This window comes from Actinoplanes sp. NPDC048988 (assembly GCF_043197815.1).
Taxonomy (GTDB): Bacteria; Actinomycetota; Actinomycetes; order Mycobacteriales; family Micromonosporaceae; genus Actinoplanes.
On record NZ_JBICTW010000005.1, the window covers coordinates 104,874 to 121,390 of the forward strand.

Sequence of the window (16,517 nt, forward strand, 5' to 3'; positions counted from 1 at the left end):
ACGCAGGAGGAGTGGGCCATGGACATGAAGCTGGAAGTCGTCGTGATCGGGGTGTCGGACGTCGACCGGGCCAAGGCGTTCTACACGGGCCTCGGGTGGCGCCTCGACGCCGATCTGGCCACGAGCGAGAGCTTCCGGGTGGTGCAGGTGACTCCCCCGGGCTCGCCGGCCTCGGTCATCTTCGGCACCTCGGTGACGGACCAGCAGCCCGGCACCGCGCAGGGGCTGCACCTGATCGTGAACGACATCGCCGCCGCGCACGACGAGCTCAAACGGGCCGGGGCCGAGCCGAGTGAGGTCTTCCACGACACCGGCGGCGTCTTCCACCACGGCGGCACCGCCGAGCGGGTGGCCGGGCCGGCCGAGGGCAACGCCAGTTACGGCTCGTTCCTGTCGTTCAGCGACCCCGACGGCAACGGCTGGCTGCTCCAGGAGATCACCACTCGGCTGCCGGGCCGGCTCGACCCGTCGGTCACCGCGTTCTCCTCCGCGAGCGATCTGGCCGCCGCGCTGCGCCGGGCCGCGGCCGCGCACGGCGAGCACGAGGCCCGTACCGGCGCCGAGGATCCGGACTGGCCGTCCTGGTACGCCGACTACATCGTCAAGGAGCAGTCCGGTCAGGAGCTCCCCCGGTGAGCGACACGTACCGCGCGGTGGTCGCCACCGGTCACCGCCGCTTCGAACTGGTCGAGCGCGAGCGCCACGACCCGCCGCCGGGCCAGGTGCTCATCGACGTGGAGGCGTGCGGGGTCTGCCACACCGACGCGCTGGCGGTCGAGGGCGACCGGTCGGCGCCGATCGTGCCCGGCCACGAGATCATCGGCCGGATCGGCGCGGTCGGCGAGGGGGTCGACCCGTCGTGGAAGGTGGGCGACCGGGTCGGCGCCGGCTTCCTCGGCGGCCCGGACACCACCTGCGAGGCCTGCCGGTGGGGCGACTTCCTCAACTGCGCCGACCAGCCGCTGACCGGCACGACGGTCGACGGCGGCTACGCCGAGGTGACGTACGCCCGGGCCACCGGCCTGGTCCGGATCCCCTTGGGAACCGAGACCGTGAACGACGCGCCACTGCTCTGTGCGGGCCTGACCATGTACAGCGCGCTGCTGGCGGGGAGGGCCCGGCCGGGTTCGCTGGTCGCGGTGCAGGGCATCGGCGGCCTGGGTCATCTGGGCATCCAGTACGCCCGGGCGCTGGGTCACCGGGTCGCCGCGATCGGCCGGGGCCCGGCCAAGCGGGAGCTCGCGGCCGAGCTCGGCGCCGACGAGTACATCGACAGCCGGGCCGAGGATCCCGGCGAGGCGCTGCGACGGCTCGGCGGCGCGGCGGTCATCGTCGCGACCGCCGCGGCCGGGGCGGCGATGTCGGGCCTGATACCGGGGCTCGGGCGGGGCGGCGAGCTGGTCGTCGTCGGGGCCGACCCGGAGCCGCTTCAGGTACGCCCGGAGCAGCTGATCTTCGGCAGTCACCGGATCCGCGGCAGCCTGACCGGCACGGCGATCGAGAACGAGGAGAACCTGCGGTTCACGCTGCGCCACGCGATCCGTTCCTACAACGAGGTGTTCCCGCTCGGCGAGGCCGCCAAGGCGTACGAACGGATGATCTCCGGCGACGTGCGTTTCCGCGCCGTCCTCGACGTGAGGGGTTGAACGGCCATGGTGGACACCCTCCTGAGCGGGACGGTGGCGCTGGTCACGGGGGCGAGCGGCGGCATCGGGGCCGCCACCGCGCGCCGGCTGGCCCGGGAGGGCGCGGCGGTGGCGGCCGTGGCCCGCCGCCCCGACCGTCTCACCGGCGTGGTCGAGGACGTCACGGCGCTGGGCGGGCACGCGGTGGCGGTCCAGGCCGACCTCACGGACCCGGACCAGGCGGAACGGGCCGTCCAGGACGCGCTCGACCGGTTCGGGCGCATCGACATGCTGGTCAACAACGCCGGCGTCATGCTGCTGGGCACCGCGCTGCACACCACGCTCGAGGAGTGGAACCGGATGGTCGCGCTCAACGTGTCGGCGGTGCTGCACGTCACCCACGCGGCGGTGCCGCACCTGATCGACGCGGCGGCCACCTCGCCGCGCGAGGTGGCCGACATCGTCAATGTGAGTTCCACGGCCGGGCGGGTCGCCCAGCCGGGCGCCAGCGTCTACACCCTCACCCGGTTCGGCCTCACCGGCTTCACCGAGTCGTTGCGGCAGGAACTGCTCGAGGAGCGGGTACGGGTCGGCCTGGTCGCCCCCGGCGCCCCGGCCGGGCCGCTGCTGGCCGAGGAGGTCGCGGACGCGGTCCTCTACATGGTCAGCCGCGACGGCCGGGTCGCGGTCAGCGAGATGCTGGTCCGGACGGCCGGGAGAAACTAGGCGAACTCGGTCGCGACCTCGCGCAGGTTGGCGCCGGCGACCTCGAGCACGTCGTCGCCGGCCCCGCCGAGGATCGAGCGGGTCGCCCACAGCGCGAAACCGGACGCCTGGGCCACGCTCACCTTGGGCGGGATGGCCAGCTCGTGCCGCACGACGCGGGCGTCGACGACGGCCGGGCCGTCGTGCGCGAACGCCTTCTCCAGCGCGCCGTCGAGCTCGCCGGCGGTCTCCACCCGTACCCCGAAGAGACCGACCGACCGCGCCACCTCGGCGAAGTTCGGGTTGTCGAGGCCGGTGCCGTAGTTGACGATGCCGTCGGCTTTCATCTCGAGCTCGACGAAGGCCAGCGCCTCGTTGTTCAGCACCACGACCTTCACCGGCAGCCGCTGCTGGCGCAGGGTGAGCAGCTCGCCGAGGAGCATGGCGAGGCCGCCGTCGCCGGAGAAGGTGACGACCTGCCGTCCCGGCTGCGCGGCCTGCACGCCGATCGCCTGCGGCAGCGCGTTGGCCATCGTGCCGTGGTTGAACGAGCCGATCAGCCGGCGCCGGCCGTTCATCCTGGCACGTCGACCGGCACCCGGCGGCCGACGCGCTCGCCCCGCACGTCGACCTGCACCACCTTGGCGTGCGCCGGGTAGAAGGGCCGGTAGGGGAAATCGGTGCCCAGCATGAGCAGCACGTCGCAGTGCTCCATCGCCCGGTACCCCGACGGGAAGCCCAGCAGGCCGGTCATGCCGACGTCGTACGGGTTGTCGTACTCCACGAACTCCTTGCCCCGCAAGGCGTGCACGATCGGCGCCTGGAGCCGCCCGGCGACGGCGGTCAGCTCGCCGTGCGCGCCCTCACAACCGGCCCCGGCCAGGATGGTGACCCGCTCGGCGCCGTTGAGCAGTTCGGCCGCGGCGGCCAGGTCGGCCTCGGCCGGCCGGTGCACCGACCGCGCGGGCCGGACGGGGGTCACCTCGGCCGGGACCGTCGCCCCGAACACCTCGCCCGGCACCACGATCACGGCGACGCCCCGCCGCTCGACCGCCGCCCGCATGGCGATGCGCAGGACACCGGGCAGCTGCTCGGGAACGCTGACCATCTCGCTGTAGACGCTGCACTCGCGGAACAGCTCCTGCGGGTGGGTCTCCTGGAAGAACCCGGTGCCGATCTCCGCCCGCGGGATGTGGGCGGCGATCGCGAGGACCGGCACGCCGCTGCGCTGGGCGTCGAACAGCCCGTTGATCAGGTGCAGGTTGCCGGGCCCGCAGCTGGCCGCGCAGACCGCGAGCTCCCCGGTGACGGCGGCCTCCCCGGCCGCCGCGAAGGCCGCGGCCTCCTCGTGGCGGACGTGCTGCCACGTGATGCCGCCGTCGCGGCGCAGGGCATCGGTCAGGCCGTTGAGCGAGTCGCCCGGCAGTCCGTAGATCCGGCTGACGCCGGACGCCTTGAGCGTGGCGACGATGTGGTCGGCGAGGGTCATCGCGTCTCCCGTGAGTGTGCGGAATACCGAACTCCACCGTCGTCCGCCCGGCACTGGTTCGGCGCCCGGGTAAACCCCCGGGATACGCGACACCAGGGTCTTCCACCGGTACCGGTGGCCCGGGACGTCGGCCAGGGTGAAGGGGAGCACATCGATCTGGGGAGGCATCGGGTATGAGCGATTACGACGTGATCGTGGTCGGCGGCGGGTCGCCGGGTGAGCACTGCGCCGGGGCACTGGCCGAGGGCGGCCTGCGGGTGGCGCTGGTCGAGCGGGAGCTGGTCGGTGGCGAGTGCTCGTACTACGCCTGCATCCCGTCGAAGACCCTGCTGCGGCCGGGTGAGGCCGTGCAGGCGGCCCGGGACGCCGAGTCGACCGCCGAGGTCGACGTGAAACGGGCCCTGGCCTGGCGCGACTTCATGGTCTCGGACTATTCGGACGCGGGCCAGGAGCGGTGGCTGGCGGGGGCGGGGATCGCGCTCATCCGGGGCAGCGCGCGGCTGGCCGGGCCGGGGGCGGTCGAGGTGGCCGGGGTCCGCTACACGGCCGAGCACGTGGTGCTGGCCAACGGGGCGTCGCCGATCATCCCGCCGATTCCGGGTCTGCGCGAGCTCGACGTCTGGACCAACCGCGAGGTGACCGGGATGAAACAGGTGCCACGACGGCTGGTGATTCTCGGCGCCGGGCCGGTGGGGGTGGAGATGGCCCAGGCCGTACGGCGTCTCGGCGGCTCCGTCGTGCTCACCGCCCACGGTGACCGGGTTCTCCCGCACGAGCCCGCGCAGTTGGGTCACGCCCTCACCGCCGCCCTGCGTTCCGACGGCGTGTCGCTCGCCCTGGGCCCTCGTGCGATCGGCGCCCGCCGGGACGATTCCGACTATGTCCTGACGTTGGATGACGGTCAGGAGTTGCGGGGTGACCGGCTTCTGGTGGCCACCGGGCGGGCGCCTCGCGTCGAGGGGATCGGGCTGGAAACCGTCGGGATCGTGCCGGACAAGAGGGGCATCCCGGTGGACGAGTATCTGCGGGCCGCGCCCAACCTCTGGGTCGTCGGCGACGCCACCGGCCAGTTCATGCTGACGCATGTCGGGAAATATCAGGGTGAGGTCGTGGCCGACAACATCTACGGCCGCCCGCGCAAGGTCGACTACACCGCCGTACCCCGGGTGGTCTTCACCGACCCGCAAGCCGCCGCGGTCGGTGCGACGTCGGGCGCCGTCAGCTCCACTGTGGCCCTCAAGGACGTCGCCAAGACCGCGGCCTACACGCGCCGGTACGCCGAGTCGCACGGCTTCCTGACACTGTTCTCCGACGGATCCGTGCTCACCGGCGCGTGCGCGCTCGGCCCGGAGGCCGGCGAGTGGCTTCAGCAGGCCACCCTGGCCATCCGGGCCAAGGTGCCGCTCGACATCCTGCGCGACACGATCCAGCCGTTCCCCACCTTCTCGGAGATCTATGTCCAGGCCCTGCACGGCCTCCGCAAATGACCGTCTGCTGTTCACCGGCCGGTCACCCCGAATTGGACGCCGCGTGCGGTCACGACCGGCACGCTGTGCCGATGTTCGGCTTCGTTCTCGGCGCACTGGCAATCTCGTGGGGCGTGCTGGCGGCGTTCCTCGACCAACCGGGCGCCGCCGACCACCGGCGAGCCCGGCAGCTGTCGGCCGCGCTGCTGACCGCCTGCACGGCCGCGACGGCGGTCGGCGGTGTCGCGGCGCTGGCCGGCGCCTGGTAGGCGGTAGCGTTCGCCCATGGCGATGACGGTGGAGCAGGCGTGGGAGCTGAGCCGGGCCGAGAGCGGCCTGGCCGTGGTGTCCACGCTGCGCGCGGACCAGACGATCCAGAGCTCACTGGTGAACACCGGGATCATCCAGCGGGATGCTCCGGTGCTGGCTTTCGTGACGTACGGGAAGGTGAAGCTGGCCAACCTCAGGGCGCGGCCGCAGCTGACCGTGACGTTCCGCAGCGGCTGGCAGTGGGCCGCGGTCGAGGGCCGGGCCGAGGTGGTCGGCCCCGAGGCGGGCGCCGAGGCGCTGCGCCTCCTGCTGCGCGAGATCTTCTCGGCGGCCGGCGGCACCCACGACGACTGGGACGAGTACGACCGGGTCATGCGCGACCAGGGCCGCGTGGCGGTCCTGATCACCCCCGCCCGCGTCTACGCCAACTGAGCCGCACACCCGGGAAGCCCGTCGCCTCCCCCATGGTCGCGGATCGATGCCTTATCCTCCGCCCATGCGTAAGGCGATCATCTTCCACGGCACCGGCGGCAACCCCGGAGTCGCCTGGTATCCCTGGCTGGCCGATCGGCTGACCGCCCGCGGCTACGCCGTCGAGGTGCCGCACTACCCCACCCTCAACGTCGAACCCATCGACACGTTCCTGCCGAAGGTCCTCGAGGCGCACACCTTCGACCCGCAGACCGTGCTGGTGGGCCACTCCGGCGGCGCCGCCCTGCTGCTGGCGATCCTGGAGCGCCGGCCCGCGGCCCAGGCTGTGCTGGTGGCCGGTTACTGCACCCCGCCCAACGACGGCGAGGAGCCGGTCCTGCGTCCCGGCTACGACTGGGACGCCATCCGGGCCAACGTCCGGGACCCGTACTTCATCAATTCCCGCTCGGATCCCTACGGTTGCGACGCCACCCAGGGCCGGTCCCTGTTCGACCGCCTCGGCGGCACCCAGATCGTCCGCGACGACGGCCATTTCGGCGACTACAACCAGGTCTACGATGAGTTTCCCCTGCTCGACCGCCTGATCCCGTAAGCGCGCCCTCTCCCTGGCCGCCCTCGGCCTCTCCCGCTGACCCCCTCACCCGGCACAACCCTCAGGCCCAAGGTCAAAGCCGGCTGTCGTAGCGGGGTGGGGCGTACAGACCGTCGCTCCCGCCGAGGGCCGCGACGAGCCGAGCTGGGCGCTGGCGCGCCCAGAGCGCTCGGCCCGCCACGGCGACGTGCGTGATCGGTTGCGCTCGGAAACCCGGAGGGCAGCCGGCCGGGAACTATCAAGCCCGTTCTGACGTTCAGGTGAGCGACATGACAGTGCCCCGGCGGCGCCGAAGGGTAATGCTGGGGGACAAACTACGAATGAGGTGTGCGCCATGGCCACGGAGAAGGCGATTCTCGCCGGCGGCTGTTTCTGGGGGATGCAGGATCTGATCCGCAAGCGCCCCGGAGTGATCTCGACGCGGGTCGGGTACACCGGCGGCACGGTCGCGAACGCGACGTACTACAACCACGACGGGCACGCCGAGGCGATCGAGATCGTCTTCGACCCGTCCGTCACGTCGTACCGGGATCTGCTGGAGTTCTTCTTCCAGATCCACGACCCGACGACGCTGAACCGGCAGGGCAACGACGTCGGCACCAGCTACCGCTCGGCGATCTTCTACGAGACCGACGAGCAGAAGCGGGTCGCCGAGGACACCATCGCCGACGTCGAGGCGTCCGGGCTGTGGCCGGGCAAGGTGGTCACCGAGGTGACCGCGGCCGGCCCGTTCTGGGAGGCCGAGCCGGAGCACCAGGACTACCTGGAGCGCATCCCGAACGGCTACACCTGCCACTTCCCGCGCCCCGACTGGAAGCTGCCCCGCCGCGTCAGCTGAGCGCACGGCAGCCGCCCGGGCGGTGGCTCACCGTCCGGGCGCAGACGCCGCTCGCACCTCGTCGTTGGTGCGCCCGCTCACCACGGAGCGCGGGTGGTCCTCGGCGTTCCAGCCCTCGACCGCGTACTCGTCACGCTTGTGCAGCAGCAGCCATTCCCACTTGCCGTTGGCCCCCTGGCGCGTGCGCACGAGGACGAGGCGGCCGCGCAGCTTCTCGCCGTACACGTCGAAGTGAAGCTCGCCGTCCCTGACCGCGCGCCCCGGATCGCCCTGCGGCTCGAAGGTTCCGGCGTCCCACACGATGACGTCGCCGGCGCCGTACTGCCCGGCCGGGAGGACACCCTCGAAGTCGTAATAGGACAGTTCGTGGTCCTCGACCTGGAAGGCCGCCCGCCGCACCGTGGGGTCGAGCGTCGGCCCCTTGGGCACGGCCCAGCTCGCCAGCACCCCGTCGATCTCGAGCCGGAAGTCGTAGTGCAGCCGCCGCGCGCGGTGCCGTTGCACAACGAAGCGCATGCCTCTCACCTGCCCCCTAGCGGTTGAAATCAATGTTAGCTCACTGACGTATCATCGATTCATGCAGAAGCTGGAAGACAACGCCGTACGGGCGGCGCTGGTCGAGGCGGCCGAACGGCAACTGGCGGCCTCGGCCGACGGCGACATCGCCACCCGAGCCGTCTGCGAGGAGGTCGGCGTCACCCAGCCGGTGCTGTACCGGCTGTTCGGCGACAAACGCGGCCTGCTCGACGCCGTCGCCGACGCCGGTTTCGAACGGTACGCGCGGCGCAAGGCCGGCCTGGAGGTCAGCGACGACCCGGTGGCGGACATGTACGTGGGCTGGGACGACCACATGGCCTTCGCCGCCGAGAACCCGGCCCTCTACCAGCTGATGTTCGCGCCCCGGGCGGGCGCCGCGTCGAGCGCCCACCGCCGGATCCTGGACCTGCTGGAGGCCACGCTGGTGCGGGCCGCGGCGGCGGGCGCCCTCCGGACGACCCCGCGGCTGGCGGCCCAGCTGATCCTGCCGGCCAACATCGGCGTCGCGCTGAGCCGCATCGCCCAGCCGTCCCTGTTCGACGACCCGGACCTGTCGCATCGCGCCCGCGACGCGGTCTTCGCCGCCGTCCTGACCGCCATCCCGGCCCAGGACGACGGCACCGATCCGGTACGGGCGGGGGCGCGCCAGTTGCGCTCGCGTCTTTCCCTTTCCGGTACGCCGAAACTGGAGCCCGCGGAGGCGGCCTTGCTCGACCGCTGGCTCGAACGCCTCGACGAGCCCTAGGCGGCCTGGCGCCGCGCCTTGCGGACGGCTTTCTCCAGCTCGGCCCGGCTCATCGTGGTCCGCTTCGGGACGTCGAGGTCGCGCGCGAGCTTGAGCAGATCGCTCTTCGAGACCTCCTTGAGGTCGGCCGCCTTCGCCTTCGCGCCCTTCCCGCTCGCGGCGGTCTTGCGCTTCGGGGCGGCCGACTTCCCCGGTTCGGCCGCCGCCCGGCTCTTCTTGGCGGCCTCGACGCTGCGGCGCAGGGCCTCGAACAGGTCGGTGGCCGCGGTGGGCTCGAGGGCCTCGGCGGCCGGGGTGATCTCCTTGCCGGACTTCTTCTCCTCGATGAGCTCGTTGACGCGGTCGGTGTAGGTGTCGCGGAAATCGGCCGGGCGCCACTTGCCGGCCATCGAGTCGATCAGCTGCTGGGCCATGTGCAGTTCGGCCGGCTTGGCGGCGTTGCGCCGGGGCAGCGAGTCGATCTGGTCCTTCGGGTCGCGGACCTCGTCGGCGAAGTACATCGTCTGCAGCATCAGCAGGTCGCCGTCGGCACGGATCGCGGCCAGATACTCCTTGCCCCGCATCACCAGCGTGCCGATCGCGGCGCGGCCGGAATCGGCCATCGCGTCGCGCAGCAGGCCGTACACCTTCTCGGCCTCCTCGCGGCCGGGACCGAGAAAGTACGTCTTGTCGTAGTAGATCGGGTCGATGTCGTCGAGCTCGACGAAACGGTCGATGTCGAGGCTGCGCGACCGGCCCGGCGCCACCGAGTCGAGCTCCTCCTGGTCGAGCATGACGTAGTCGCCGCCGCCGACGTCGGCCCCTTTGACGATGTTGTCGTAGTCGACTTCCTTGCCCGTGCGCTCGTTCACCCGCTTGTAGCGGATGCGGTCGCCGGTGCCCTTCTCGAACTGGTGAAAGCCGACCTCGTGCTCGTGGGTGGCGGAGTACATCGCCACCGGCACCGACACCAGGCCGAAGGTGATCGCTCCTGTCCAGATCGGTCGCGCCATACCGCTGCCATACCCGCCGGCGGCGAATCGAATCCCGCCGGTTAACTACCACCATGTAATTCCTGGTCAAGGGGTATCACCCGGCCGTGCGCGGGGTAGCCCGATCGGATGACGATCGACGGCGAGGTCGTACGGCCGATGCTGGCCGCGCTCGGCCCCCTGCCCACCGGACCGGGCTGGGCGTTCGAGTTCAAGTACGACGGCGTGCGCGCGGTCACCTACGCCGCCGGCGGCGAGGTGCGGGCGCTGACCCGCAACGACAACGACGTCACGACCACGTACCCGGAGCTGGCCGAGATCGCCACGCTGCTGGATGGCCGCCAGGTGATCCTCGACGGCGAGATCGTCGCCCTGGAAGCCGGCGAGCGCCCGTCGTTCGCGCTGCTCCAGAACCGGATGCACGTCGCCGCTCCCCCGGCGGCGCTGCTGCACACGGTCCCGATCCGCTACTACGTCTTCGACGTGCTGCGGCTGGACGGCGAAAGCACGATCGACCTGCCCTACCGGCGCCGCCGCGAGCTGTTGGCCGCCCTGCGCCTCGACGGCGCGACGGTGCGGACGCCGGCCAACTTCCCGGACGCGGACGGCACCATCGTCCTGGACGCGGCGAAACTGTCCGGCTTCGAGGGCGTCGTCGCCAAACGCGAGGACGGCGTGTACCGGCCGGGACGCCGCTCCCCCGAGTGGACCAAGGTGCCACTGATCCGCACCCAGGAGGTCCTGATCGTCGGCTACGAGCCGGGCGAGGGCCGCCGCTCCGGAACAATAGGTTCACTCCTGCTCGCCGTCCCCGATCAGGAGCAGAGCTTGCGGTACGCGGGTCAGGTCGGCACCGGCTTCACGGACGCCATGCTCCAGCACTTGCAGGCCGAACTCGACGCCGCCCGGCGCACCACGGCCCCCGTACCCGGCGTCCCCCGCGACCATGCCCGCCACGCCCGCTGGGTGGAGCCCACCCTGGTCGGCGAGGTCGCCTTCCGCAACTGGACCGTCGACGGCCGTCTCCGCCACGCTTCCTGGCGCGGCCTGCGCCCCGACCGCGACCCGTCCTCGCTGGCCGCTCCCCCGCGGGCAGCCACCCCGACCCAACCCCCGACACCACCGACAGCCCGCCCCCGCCCGACCCCAGCCCGACCGACCCAAGCTCGACCAACCCGAGCTCAAGCAACCCAAGCCCGGCCGACCCAAGCCCGCCCGACCCAAGCTCAAGCGACGCGAGCAGAGGGAACGCCAGCCCAGGCGACGCCAGCCCAGGCGACGCCAGCCCAGGCGACACCAGCCCAGGCGACGCGAGCGAAAGCGGCAGCGTCAGCGTCAGCGGCAGCGAGGCAGACAGCCAAGCGGGCAACCGCCGGGAAGCAGACAGCCGGGCGCGAAACAGCCGGGAAGCAGACGGCCGGGCGGGAAACGGCCGCGCGGGAAGAGGTGACCGGCACGGTCATGACCGCGGATGCCACCTGGCGGGTCGAGGCAGTACGCCGCGACGGCCGCCAGTGGTACCGGATCGTCCACGGCGACAACGTGGTCGAGGGCCTGACCCTGGACGACGTCCGGCTGGTACTCGAAAAGGCGGGTATCGACCTAGCCGACCTCACCGAAGCCGCCTGACCCAGAACACCGCGCCCCAGGGACGGCGCGGGACGGCGCGGGACAGCGCGGCGCGGGACGGCGCGGGACAGCGCGGCGCGGGACAGCGCGGGACAGCGCGGCGCGGGACAGCGCGGGACAGCGCGGCGCGGGACAGCGCGGGACAGCGCGGCGCGGGACAGCGCGGCGCGGGACAGCGCGGGACAGCGCGGCGCGGGACAGCGCGGGACAGCGCGGCGCGGGACAGCGCGGGACGGCGCGGCGCGAGGCGGGACGGCGCGGAGTAGCGCGGGACGGCGCGCGGGCGGCGTGGCACGGGTGCAAGGGGACGTGGCACGCGATGCGGGGCGCGGGCGGTGGGAGCGTGGCGCGGGGCGGCGGAGCGCGAGGGGATCCGTTTCGCAACTGGGTCGCTCCGGGGCTGTCACGCGGTCGGGGGTGGGGCTGCCGACTGTGTGCACATGAAGTCGCTCGTAAATGGTTTGTTCGTGGTCGCGGCGATCTCCGGGGCCGCCTCCCTGGCCGCGCCGGCCGCCTATGGGGTGGACGCGGCCGACTCGCTGCTTCCGGCTGAGGTGTCCGGCCGGCGGCCGGCGAGGGTGGTCAGCACGGCTCTGGACGACGCCGGGCGGCCGATTGTCCGCGTTCGGACCGCCACCGACCGGGCCGCCGCGCGGCGGTACGTTCGGGAAGGCCGCAGCCGCAGCCGGTCCGTGGCCGTGGAGATCGACAAGACGGTTCGTACCACCGAGGTTCCGGCCGGCTCCGACCCGTACCGGGCCGATCAGTGGGACTTCGCCAAGATCAATGTGGCGGCGGCCTGGCCGCGGTCGACCGGGGACGGGGTGACCGTCGCGGTCATCGACACCGGCGTGGACGCGGCCCACCCCGATCTGGCCGGCGACGTTCTGCCGGGCATCGACTACGTCGCCGGGACCGTCGGCGGCACCGGCATCGATCCCAACGGCCACGGCACCCACGTGGCCGGCACGATCGCGGCCGCGACCGGCAACGGCGTCGGCATCTCGGCGGTGGCCCCGTCGGCGAAGATCCTGCCGATCCGGGTGCTCGGCGCCGACGGCACCGGCAGCATGGCCGACGCGGCCAGCGGCATCGTCTACGCCGCCGACCACGGGGCCCAGGTCATCAACATGTCGCTGGGCTCGACGGATCGGCTCGACGCGGTGACCCAGGCCATCGCGTACGCGCGCGGCAAGGGTGTCACAGTGGTCGCCGCGGCCGGCAACGACGGGAGGAAGGGCAGCCCGGCCAACTATCCGGGGGCCGACCCGGGCGTCATCGCGGCCGCCGCCACCGACTCGGCCGACGCGGTCGCCGCCTTCTCCAACCGCGGCTCCTACGTCGACGTGGCCGCGCCGGGCGTCGGCATCCTGAGCACCCTGCCGACGGTGAAGGGCAGCTACGGGAGCATGAGCGGCACCTCGATGGCCGCGCCGCACGTGGCCGCGGTCGTGGCGCTCCTCAAGGCGTACCACCCGGCCTGGAGCCCCGACGAGATCGAACAGGTTCTTCAGAGCACGGCGGTGGACCTCGGCACGCCCGGCAAGGACACGAGCTACGGCTGGGGACGCATCGACCCGGTCGCGGCGCTGGCCGAGGAAACGCCGACCGCGCCGAGCATGCCCGTTGAGACCACCACACCGAGCACGCCGACAACGCCTGTCCAGCCCATCACTCCTAGCGAGCCCACTGCGCCTAGCGAACCCACTCCGCCTGGCGAGCCCACTGCGCCTAGCGAGCCCCGCAAACCCAGCACACCGAGCGTCACGATCGGAGTGAGCACCGGAGCGCGCGACGTCGCGTACGGCACCCGGCTGACCACCCGCTACACCGTCAAGGCGGGCAGCAGCCCGTTGGCCGGGCGGGCGGCCCAGCTGTGCGTCGCCTCGGGCAACAAAGCGTTCACGTGTACGTCGATGACGACCACCGCCGCCGGCACCGTGACCGTCGCGGCGACGGCCACGGCGAACCGGCGCGTGCGCCTGACGGTCGCGGGTGTCAGCTCGCCCGTCACCTCGTACGTGGTCCGGCCCCGGCTGGCCGTGGCCAAGGCGGGCGCCCGCAAGATGCGGATCGCCATGACCGGGGTGGCCGGGCAGCGCCTCAGCGTGCAGCGGTGGACCGGCAAGGGCTGGCACGCGATCCGGTCCTACCCGGCCGCGAGTGGCCGCCTGGTCACCGGCCTGGTGGCCGGCGCCACCTATCGGGTGGTGGCACCGGCGAGCACCGCGCTGTCGTCGAAGACGAGCGGCGCCGTCAAGGTCTGACGCGGGTCAGGCGCGGACGATGGCCACCCCGTACTGGGGCAGTTCCAGGCCGCGGGCCGGCTTGCCGGTGAGCAGGTCGGTCCCGTCGAGCTCGACGACGTACGGCAGCGGGTTGTGGTTGATGACGTACGTGTCGGCCTGGCTGGTGATCCGTTCGACGCCGGGCGCCGGGCGGGGCAGGTCGAGGCCGAGGCGGCCCAGGATGGTCTCCACCAGGGCCGCCTTGCCGTCGGCGGCCAGGTCGGCCGCGACGTACCAGGCGGTGCCGTTGCTGGTGATGGCCGGGCCGCCGGCGGCGGGACCGTCGGTGAACTCGGACTCGACGGTGGCTCCGGCCGGCCGGACGACCTCGCTCCACGTCACCGACGACGAGGTGACCGTGCCGGCGAGCGCGGCCGGGTGGCCGGCGAGCGGGGTGAACTCCTCGATCCACAGGCCGAGCGTCCGCTGGAGCGGGCCGAGGTAGCCGCCGGAGCGGACGCGCAGGTTCTCGTCGACGATTCCCGTTTGGAACGTCACGATGAGCGTGCCGCCGTCACGGGCGTACCCGGCAAGGTTGTCGAGGCTCGCCTCGGTCGCCAGGAAGAGCGTGGGCGCGACGACGACACGGAAGCCGCTCAGGTCGGCGCCGGGGTGCACGAACCGGACCCGGAGGCCGGCCTGGGTGAAAGCCCGGTACCAGGCCGAGAGCTGCCCCTGGTAGCTGATCCGGGTCGGGCGGGCCGGCTGTTCGAGGGCCCACCAGCTTTCCCAGTCCAGGACGATCGCCGCCTCGACCGGCGGGGCGGCCACTGTGGACGGCAGCACGCCGGAGAGCGCCGTCAGCTCGGCGCCGAACTCGACGACCTCGCGCCACACGCGGGTGTCGGTGCCGCTGTGCGGCAGCATGCCGGAGTGGAACTGCTCGGCGCCGGCGATGGACTGCCGCCATTGGAAGTACATGATGCCGCGGGCCTCGCGGGCGATGGCCTGGTACGACCACGCGCGCATCTGGCCGGGGCGCTTGGCCGCGTTCTGCGGGCGCCAGTTGACCGCGCTGGTCGCCTGCTCCATCAGCACCCACGGCTTGTCGCCGGCGAGCGAGCGCATCAGGTCACGGGTCATGGCCGAGTGCAGGTACGCGGTCTCGTCGGCCGGGTCGGGGTAGCTGTCGTCGGAGACGAAGTCCAGTTCCTTCGCCCACTCCCAGTAATTCGCGGGCTTGAAGAAGCCCATGAAGTTGGTGGTGAGCGGGATGTCCGGGGTCACCTGGCGCAGGACGGCCGCCTCGGCCCGGAAACACTCGAGGAGCTCGTGGGAGCCGAACCGGTCGAAGTCGAGCAGCTGGGCCGGGTTCTTGAAGGTCGGCGCGTCCCGCGGCGGGAAGACCTCGTCGAAGGACGAGTAGTGCTGCGACCAGAAGGCGGTGCCCCAGGCGTGGTTCAGGCCCTCGACGGTGCCGTACTTGTCGCGCAGCCAGCCCCGGAACGCCTCGGCCGACACGTCGCAGTAGCAGCGGCTCACGTGGCAGCCGTACTCGTTGTTGACGTGCCACATCTGAAGGGCGGGATGTGAGCCGTAGCGCTCGGCCAGAGCCGTCACCAGCCGGGTCGCGTAGCGGCGATAGAGCGGCGAGCTCGGGCAGTACTGCTGGCGGCTGCCGGTCGACAGCCGTACGCCCGAGGCCGTGACCGGGAGGATTTCGGGGTGCTTGAGGGTGAGCCACGGCGGCGGGGACGCCGTCGCGGTGGCCAGGTCGGCGCGGACCCCGGCGGCGTGCAGCTTCTCCAGCACCACGTCGAGCCACTCGAAGTCGAACTCGCCGTCGCGCGGTTCGAGTCGCGACCACGAGAAGACGCCGACGGTGGCCAGGTTGACGCCCGCGGTCCGCATGAGCGAGGCGTCCTCGTCCCACACCGCGCGCGGCCACTGCTCCGGGTTGTAGTCCCCGCCGTACCAGATCGGCATCTTGTCTCTCCTGCCTAGGCGCGTCGCACGGCCGTGGAGCCGCGCACGATCAGGTGGTCCTCGACCGCGGGCAAGGGCTCGCGCGGTACGTCCGGCTCGAGCCGTTCCAGCACGCGGCGGAACGCGTGCGCCCCGTGGAGGGCGAAGTCCTGGCGTACGGTCGTCAGCGGCGGCGAGAAGTACGCCGCCTCGGGCATGTCGTCGTAACCGACCACGCTGACGTCGGCCGGGACGTGGCGGCCGCGCTCGGCCAGGGCCCGGGTGACGCCGAGCGCGATCTGGTCGTTGGCGCAGACGACAGCGGTGGGATTCCGCAGCCGCCGGCCCGCCTCGTGTCCGGACGCGGCGGACCAGCCGGCGGCGAACAGGCGTTCGCTGTCGAGGCCGGTGAAGGCTTCCTCGAAGGCGCGCAGGCGGGTCCGCGCGGAGCACCAGTCGCGCGGGCCGGCCACGTACGTCACGCGGTCGTGTCCCAGCTCGATCAGGTGCCGGGCGACGGCGTGGTGGGCCTCGACGGTGTGGGCGGCCGGCGTGTCCTCGGTGACCGTGACGAGCAGGTCGGGCGAGAGCCGGCCGACGGCCTCGCGGAGCTGGTCGGTGTCGGCGATCGCGAGCACCCCGGCGACGTCCTGGCGGCCGATGGTGGTGAGCGTCCGCTCGAGGTCGTCCGCGTCGTACGTCATCACGTCGAGCAGGTAGCCGGCGGCGCGCGCGGCCCGGCGTACGCCCTCGACGAGCTGGACCGTGCCCACCTCGAGCAGTTCGCCGGTGAGGGCGACCACCGTGCGCGACTCGCCGCGGGCCAGCATCCGCGCCGTCAGGCTGGGCCGGTAGCCGAGTTCCTGGATGGCCCGCTCGACACGCTCGCGCGAGGCCGGGCGCAGCGGGGACGCACCCGACAGGTAGCGGCTCACGGTCTGGTGGGAGACCTCGGCCACGCGCGCGACGTCGTAGATCGTCGGTGCTCTGGGCACTCGGTCCTTGCGCACCACGGGCCGCTCCCC

General features: G+C 72.4%; 17 protein-coding genes. 11 read left to right on the forward strand and 6 right to left on the reverse strand.

The window, feature by feature from the left end; all coding sequences use genetic code 11:
* The first annotated feature begins 18 nt into the window (after positions 1-18).
* Genes ACGFJ7_RS18345 through ACGFJ7_RS18355 form a run of 3 tightly spaced genes read left to right on the forward strand, consistent with a single transcriptional unit; the run spans position 19 to position 2,351 of the window.
* The gene (locus ACGFJ7_RS18345; protein ID WP_360250313.1) at positions 19-636 is read left to right on the forward strand and encodes a VOC family protein; all 618 of its coding nucleotides are present in this window, start codon (positions 19-21) and stop codon (positions 634-636) included.
* Entirely contained in the window at positions 633-1,646 is a 1,014-nt protein-coding gene (locus tag ACGFJ7_RS18350) for a zinc-binding dehydrogenase (protein WP_360250316.1), read from the forward strand. Before ACGFJ7_RS18345 ends, ACGFJ7_RS18350 begins: the two co-directional genes overlap by 4 nt.
* A gap of 6 nt (positions 1,647-1,652) precedes the next feature.
* Complete coding sequence (locus ACGFJ7_RS18355) at positions 1,653-2,351, forward strand: SDR family NAD(P)-dependent oxidoreductase (RefSeq protein WP_360250319.1); 699 nt, start codon at positions 1,653-1,655, stop codon at positions 2,349-2,351.
* On the opposite strand, the gene ACGFJ7_RS18360 is transcribed toward ACGFJ7_RS18355, so the two are convergent.
* Positions 2,348-2,908 (reverse strand): thiamine pyrophosphate-dependent enzyme, encoded by a 561-nt coding sequence (locus ACGFJ7_RS18360; RefSeq protein WP_392642798.1) that lies wholly within the window; start codon positions 2,906-2,908, stop codon positions 2,348-2,350. The genes ACGFJ7_RS18355 and ACGFJ7_RS18360 overlap by 4 nt on opposite strands.
* Positions 2,905-3,819: a thiamine pyrophosphate-binding protein gene (locus ACGFJ7_RS18365; RefSeq protein ID WP_392642799.1), complete on the reverse strand. Its 915-nt coding sequence runs from the start codon at positions 3,817-3,819 to the stop codon at positions 2,905-2,907. Before ACGFJ7_RS18365 ends, ACGFJ7_RS18360 begins: the two co-directional genes overlap by 4 nt.
* 173 nt (positions 3,820-3,992) lie before the next feature.
* Here ACGFJ7_RS18365 and ACGFJ7_RS18370 point away from each other — a divergent pair, with 173 nt between their 5' ends.
* The 5 genes from ACGFJ7_RS18370 (at position 3,993) to msrA (ending at position 7,417) form a co-directional block, all read left to right on the forward strand.
* Entirely contained in the window at positions 3,993-5,306 is a 1,314-nt protein-coding gene (locus ACGFJ7_RS18370) for a dihydrolipoyl dehydrogenase family protein (protein ID WP_392642800.1), read from the forward strand.
* 71 nt (positions 5,307-5,377) lie between these two features.
* Complete coding sequence (locus ACGFJ7_RS18375) at positions 5,378-5,554, forward strand: hypothetical protein (RefSeq protein ID WP_360250328.1); 177 nt, start codon at positions 5,378-5,380, stop codon at positions 5,552-5,554.
* A gap of 16 nt (positions 5,555-5,570) precedes the next feature.
* Positions 5,571-5,987, forward strand: a complete 417-nt coding sequence (locus ACGFJ7_RS18380; protein WP_360250331.1) for a TIGR03618 family F420-dependent PPOX class oxidoreductase — start codon at positions 5,571-5,573, stop codon at positions 5,985-5,987.
* A gap of 64 nt (positions 5,988-6,051) precedes the next feature.
* The gene (locus ACGFJ7_RS18385) at positions 6,052-6,579 is read left to right on the forward strand and encodes an alpha/beta fold hydrolase (protein WP_360250334.1); all 528 of its coding nucleotides are present in this window, start codon (positions 6,052-6,054) and stop codon (positions 6,577-6,579) included.
* 334 nt (positions 6,580-6,913) lie between these two features.
* The gene (gene msrA, locus ACGFJ7_RS18390) at positions 6,914-7,417 is read left to right on the forward strand and encodes a peptide-methionine (S)-S-oxide reductase MsrA (protein WP_360250337.1); all 504 of its coding nucleotides are present in this window, start codon (positions 6,914-6,916) and stop codon (positions 7,415-7,417) included.
* Positions 7,418-7,444: 27 nt separating this feature from the next.
* Here the strand turns inward: msrA and ACGFJ7_RS18395 are convergent, their stop codons facing one another.
* Positions 7,445-7,942, reverse strand: a complete 498-nt coding sequence (locus tag ACGFJ7_RS18395) for a DNA polymerase ligase N-terminal domain-containing protein (RefSeq protein ID WP_360250340.1) — start codon at positions 7,940-7,942, stop codon at positions 7,445-7,447.
* 52 nt (positions 7,943-7,994) lie between these two features.
* On the opposite strand from ACGFJ7_RS18395, the gene ACGFJ7_RS18400 reads away from it, so the two are divergent.
* The gene (locus ACGFJ7_RS18400; RefSeq protein WP_392642801.1) at positions 7,995-8,699 is read left to right on the forward strand and encodes a TetR/AcrR family transcriptional regulator; all 705 of its coding nucleotides are present in this window, start codon (positions 7,995-7,997) and stop codon (positions 8,697-8,699) included.
* Here ACGFJ7_RS18400 and ACGFJ7_RS18405 read toward each other — a convergent pair.
* Positions 8,696-9,691, reverse strand: a complete 996-nt coding sequence (locus ACGFJ7_RS18405) for a Ku protein (RefSeq protein WP_392642802.1) — start codon at positions 9,689-9,691, stop codon at positions 8,696-8,698. The two genes, ACGFJ7_RS18400 and ACGFJ7_RS18405, sit on opposite strands and share 4 nt — an antisense overlap.
* A 108-nt stretch (positions 9,692-9,799) precedes the next feature.
* Between ACGFJ7_RS18405 and ligD the strand changes: the two genes are divergently transcribed.
* Positions 9,800-11,299: a non-homologous end-joining DNA ligase gene (gene ligD, locus ACGFJ7_RS18410; RefSeq protein WP_392642803.1), complete on the forward strand. Its 1,500-nt coding sequence runs from the start codon at positions 9,800-9,802 to the stop codon at positions 11,297-11,299.
* A gap of 440 nt (positions 11,300-11,739) precedes the next feature.
* Positions 11,740-13,566 (forward strand): S8 family serine peptidase, encoded by a 1,827-nt coding sequence (locus tag ACGFJ7_RS18415; RefSeq protein ID WP_392642804.1) that lies wholly within the window; start codon positions 11,740-11,742, stop codon positions 13,564-13,566.
* A gap of 6 nt (positions 13,567-13,572) precedes the next feature.
* On the opposite strand, the gene ACGFJ7_RS18420 is transcribed toward ACGFJ7_RS18415, so the two are convergent.
* Both ACGFJ7_RS18420 and ACGFJ7_RS18425 read right to left on the reverse strand, forming a co-directional pair.
* Positions 13,573-15,513 carry a beta-galactosidase gene (locus ACGFJ7_RS18420; RefSeq protein ID WP_392642805.1) on the reverse strand — a complete coding sequence of 647 codons (1,941 nt, stop codon included), beginning with the start codon at positions 15,511-15,513 and terminating at the stop codon, positions 13,573-13,575.
* Between the two features lie 14 nt (positions 15,514-15,527).
* A complete protein-coding gene (locus tag ACGFJ7_RS18425) occupies positions 15,528-16,505 on the reverse strand; it encodes a substrate-binding domain-containing protein (RefSeq protein WP_360250358.1) in 978 nt (325 codons plus the stop codon).
* Positions 16,506-16,517: the final 12 nt, after the last annotated feature.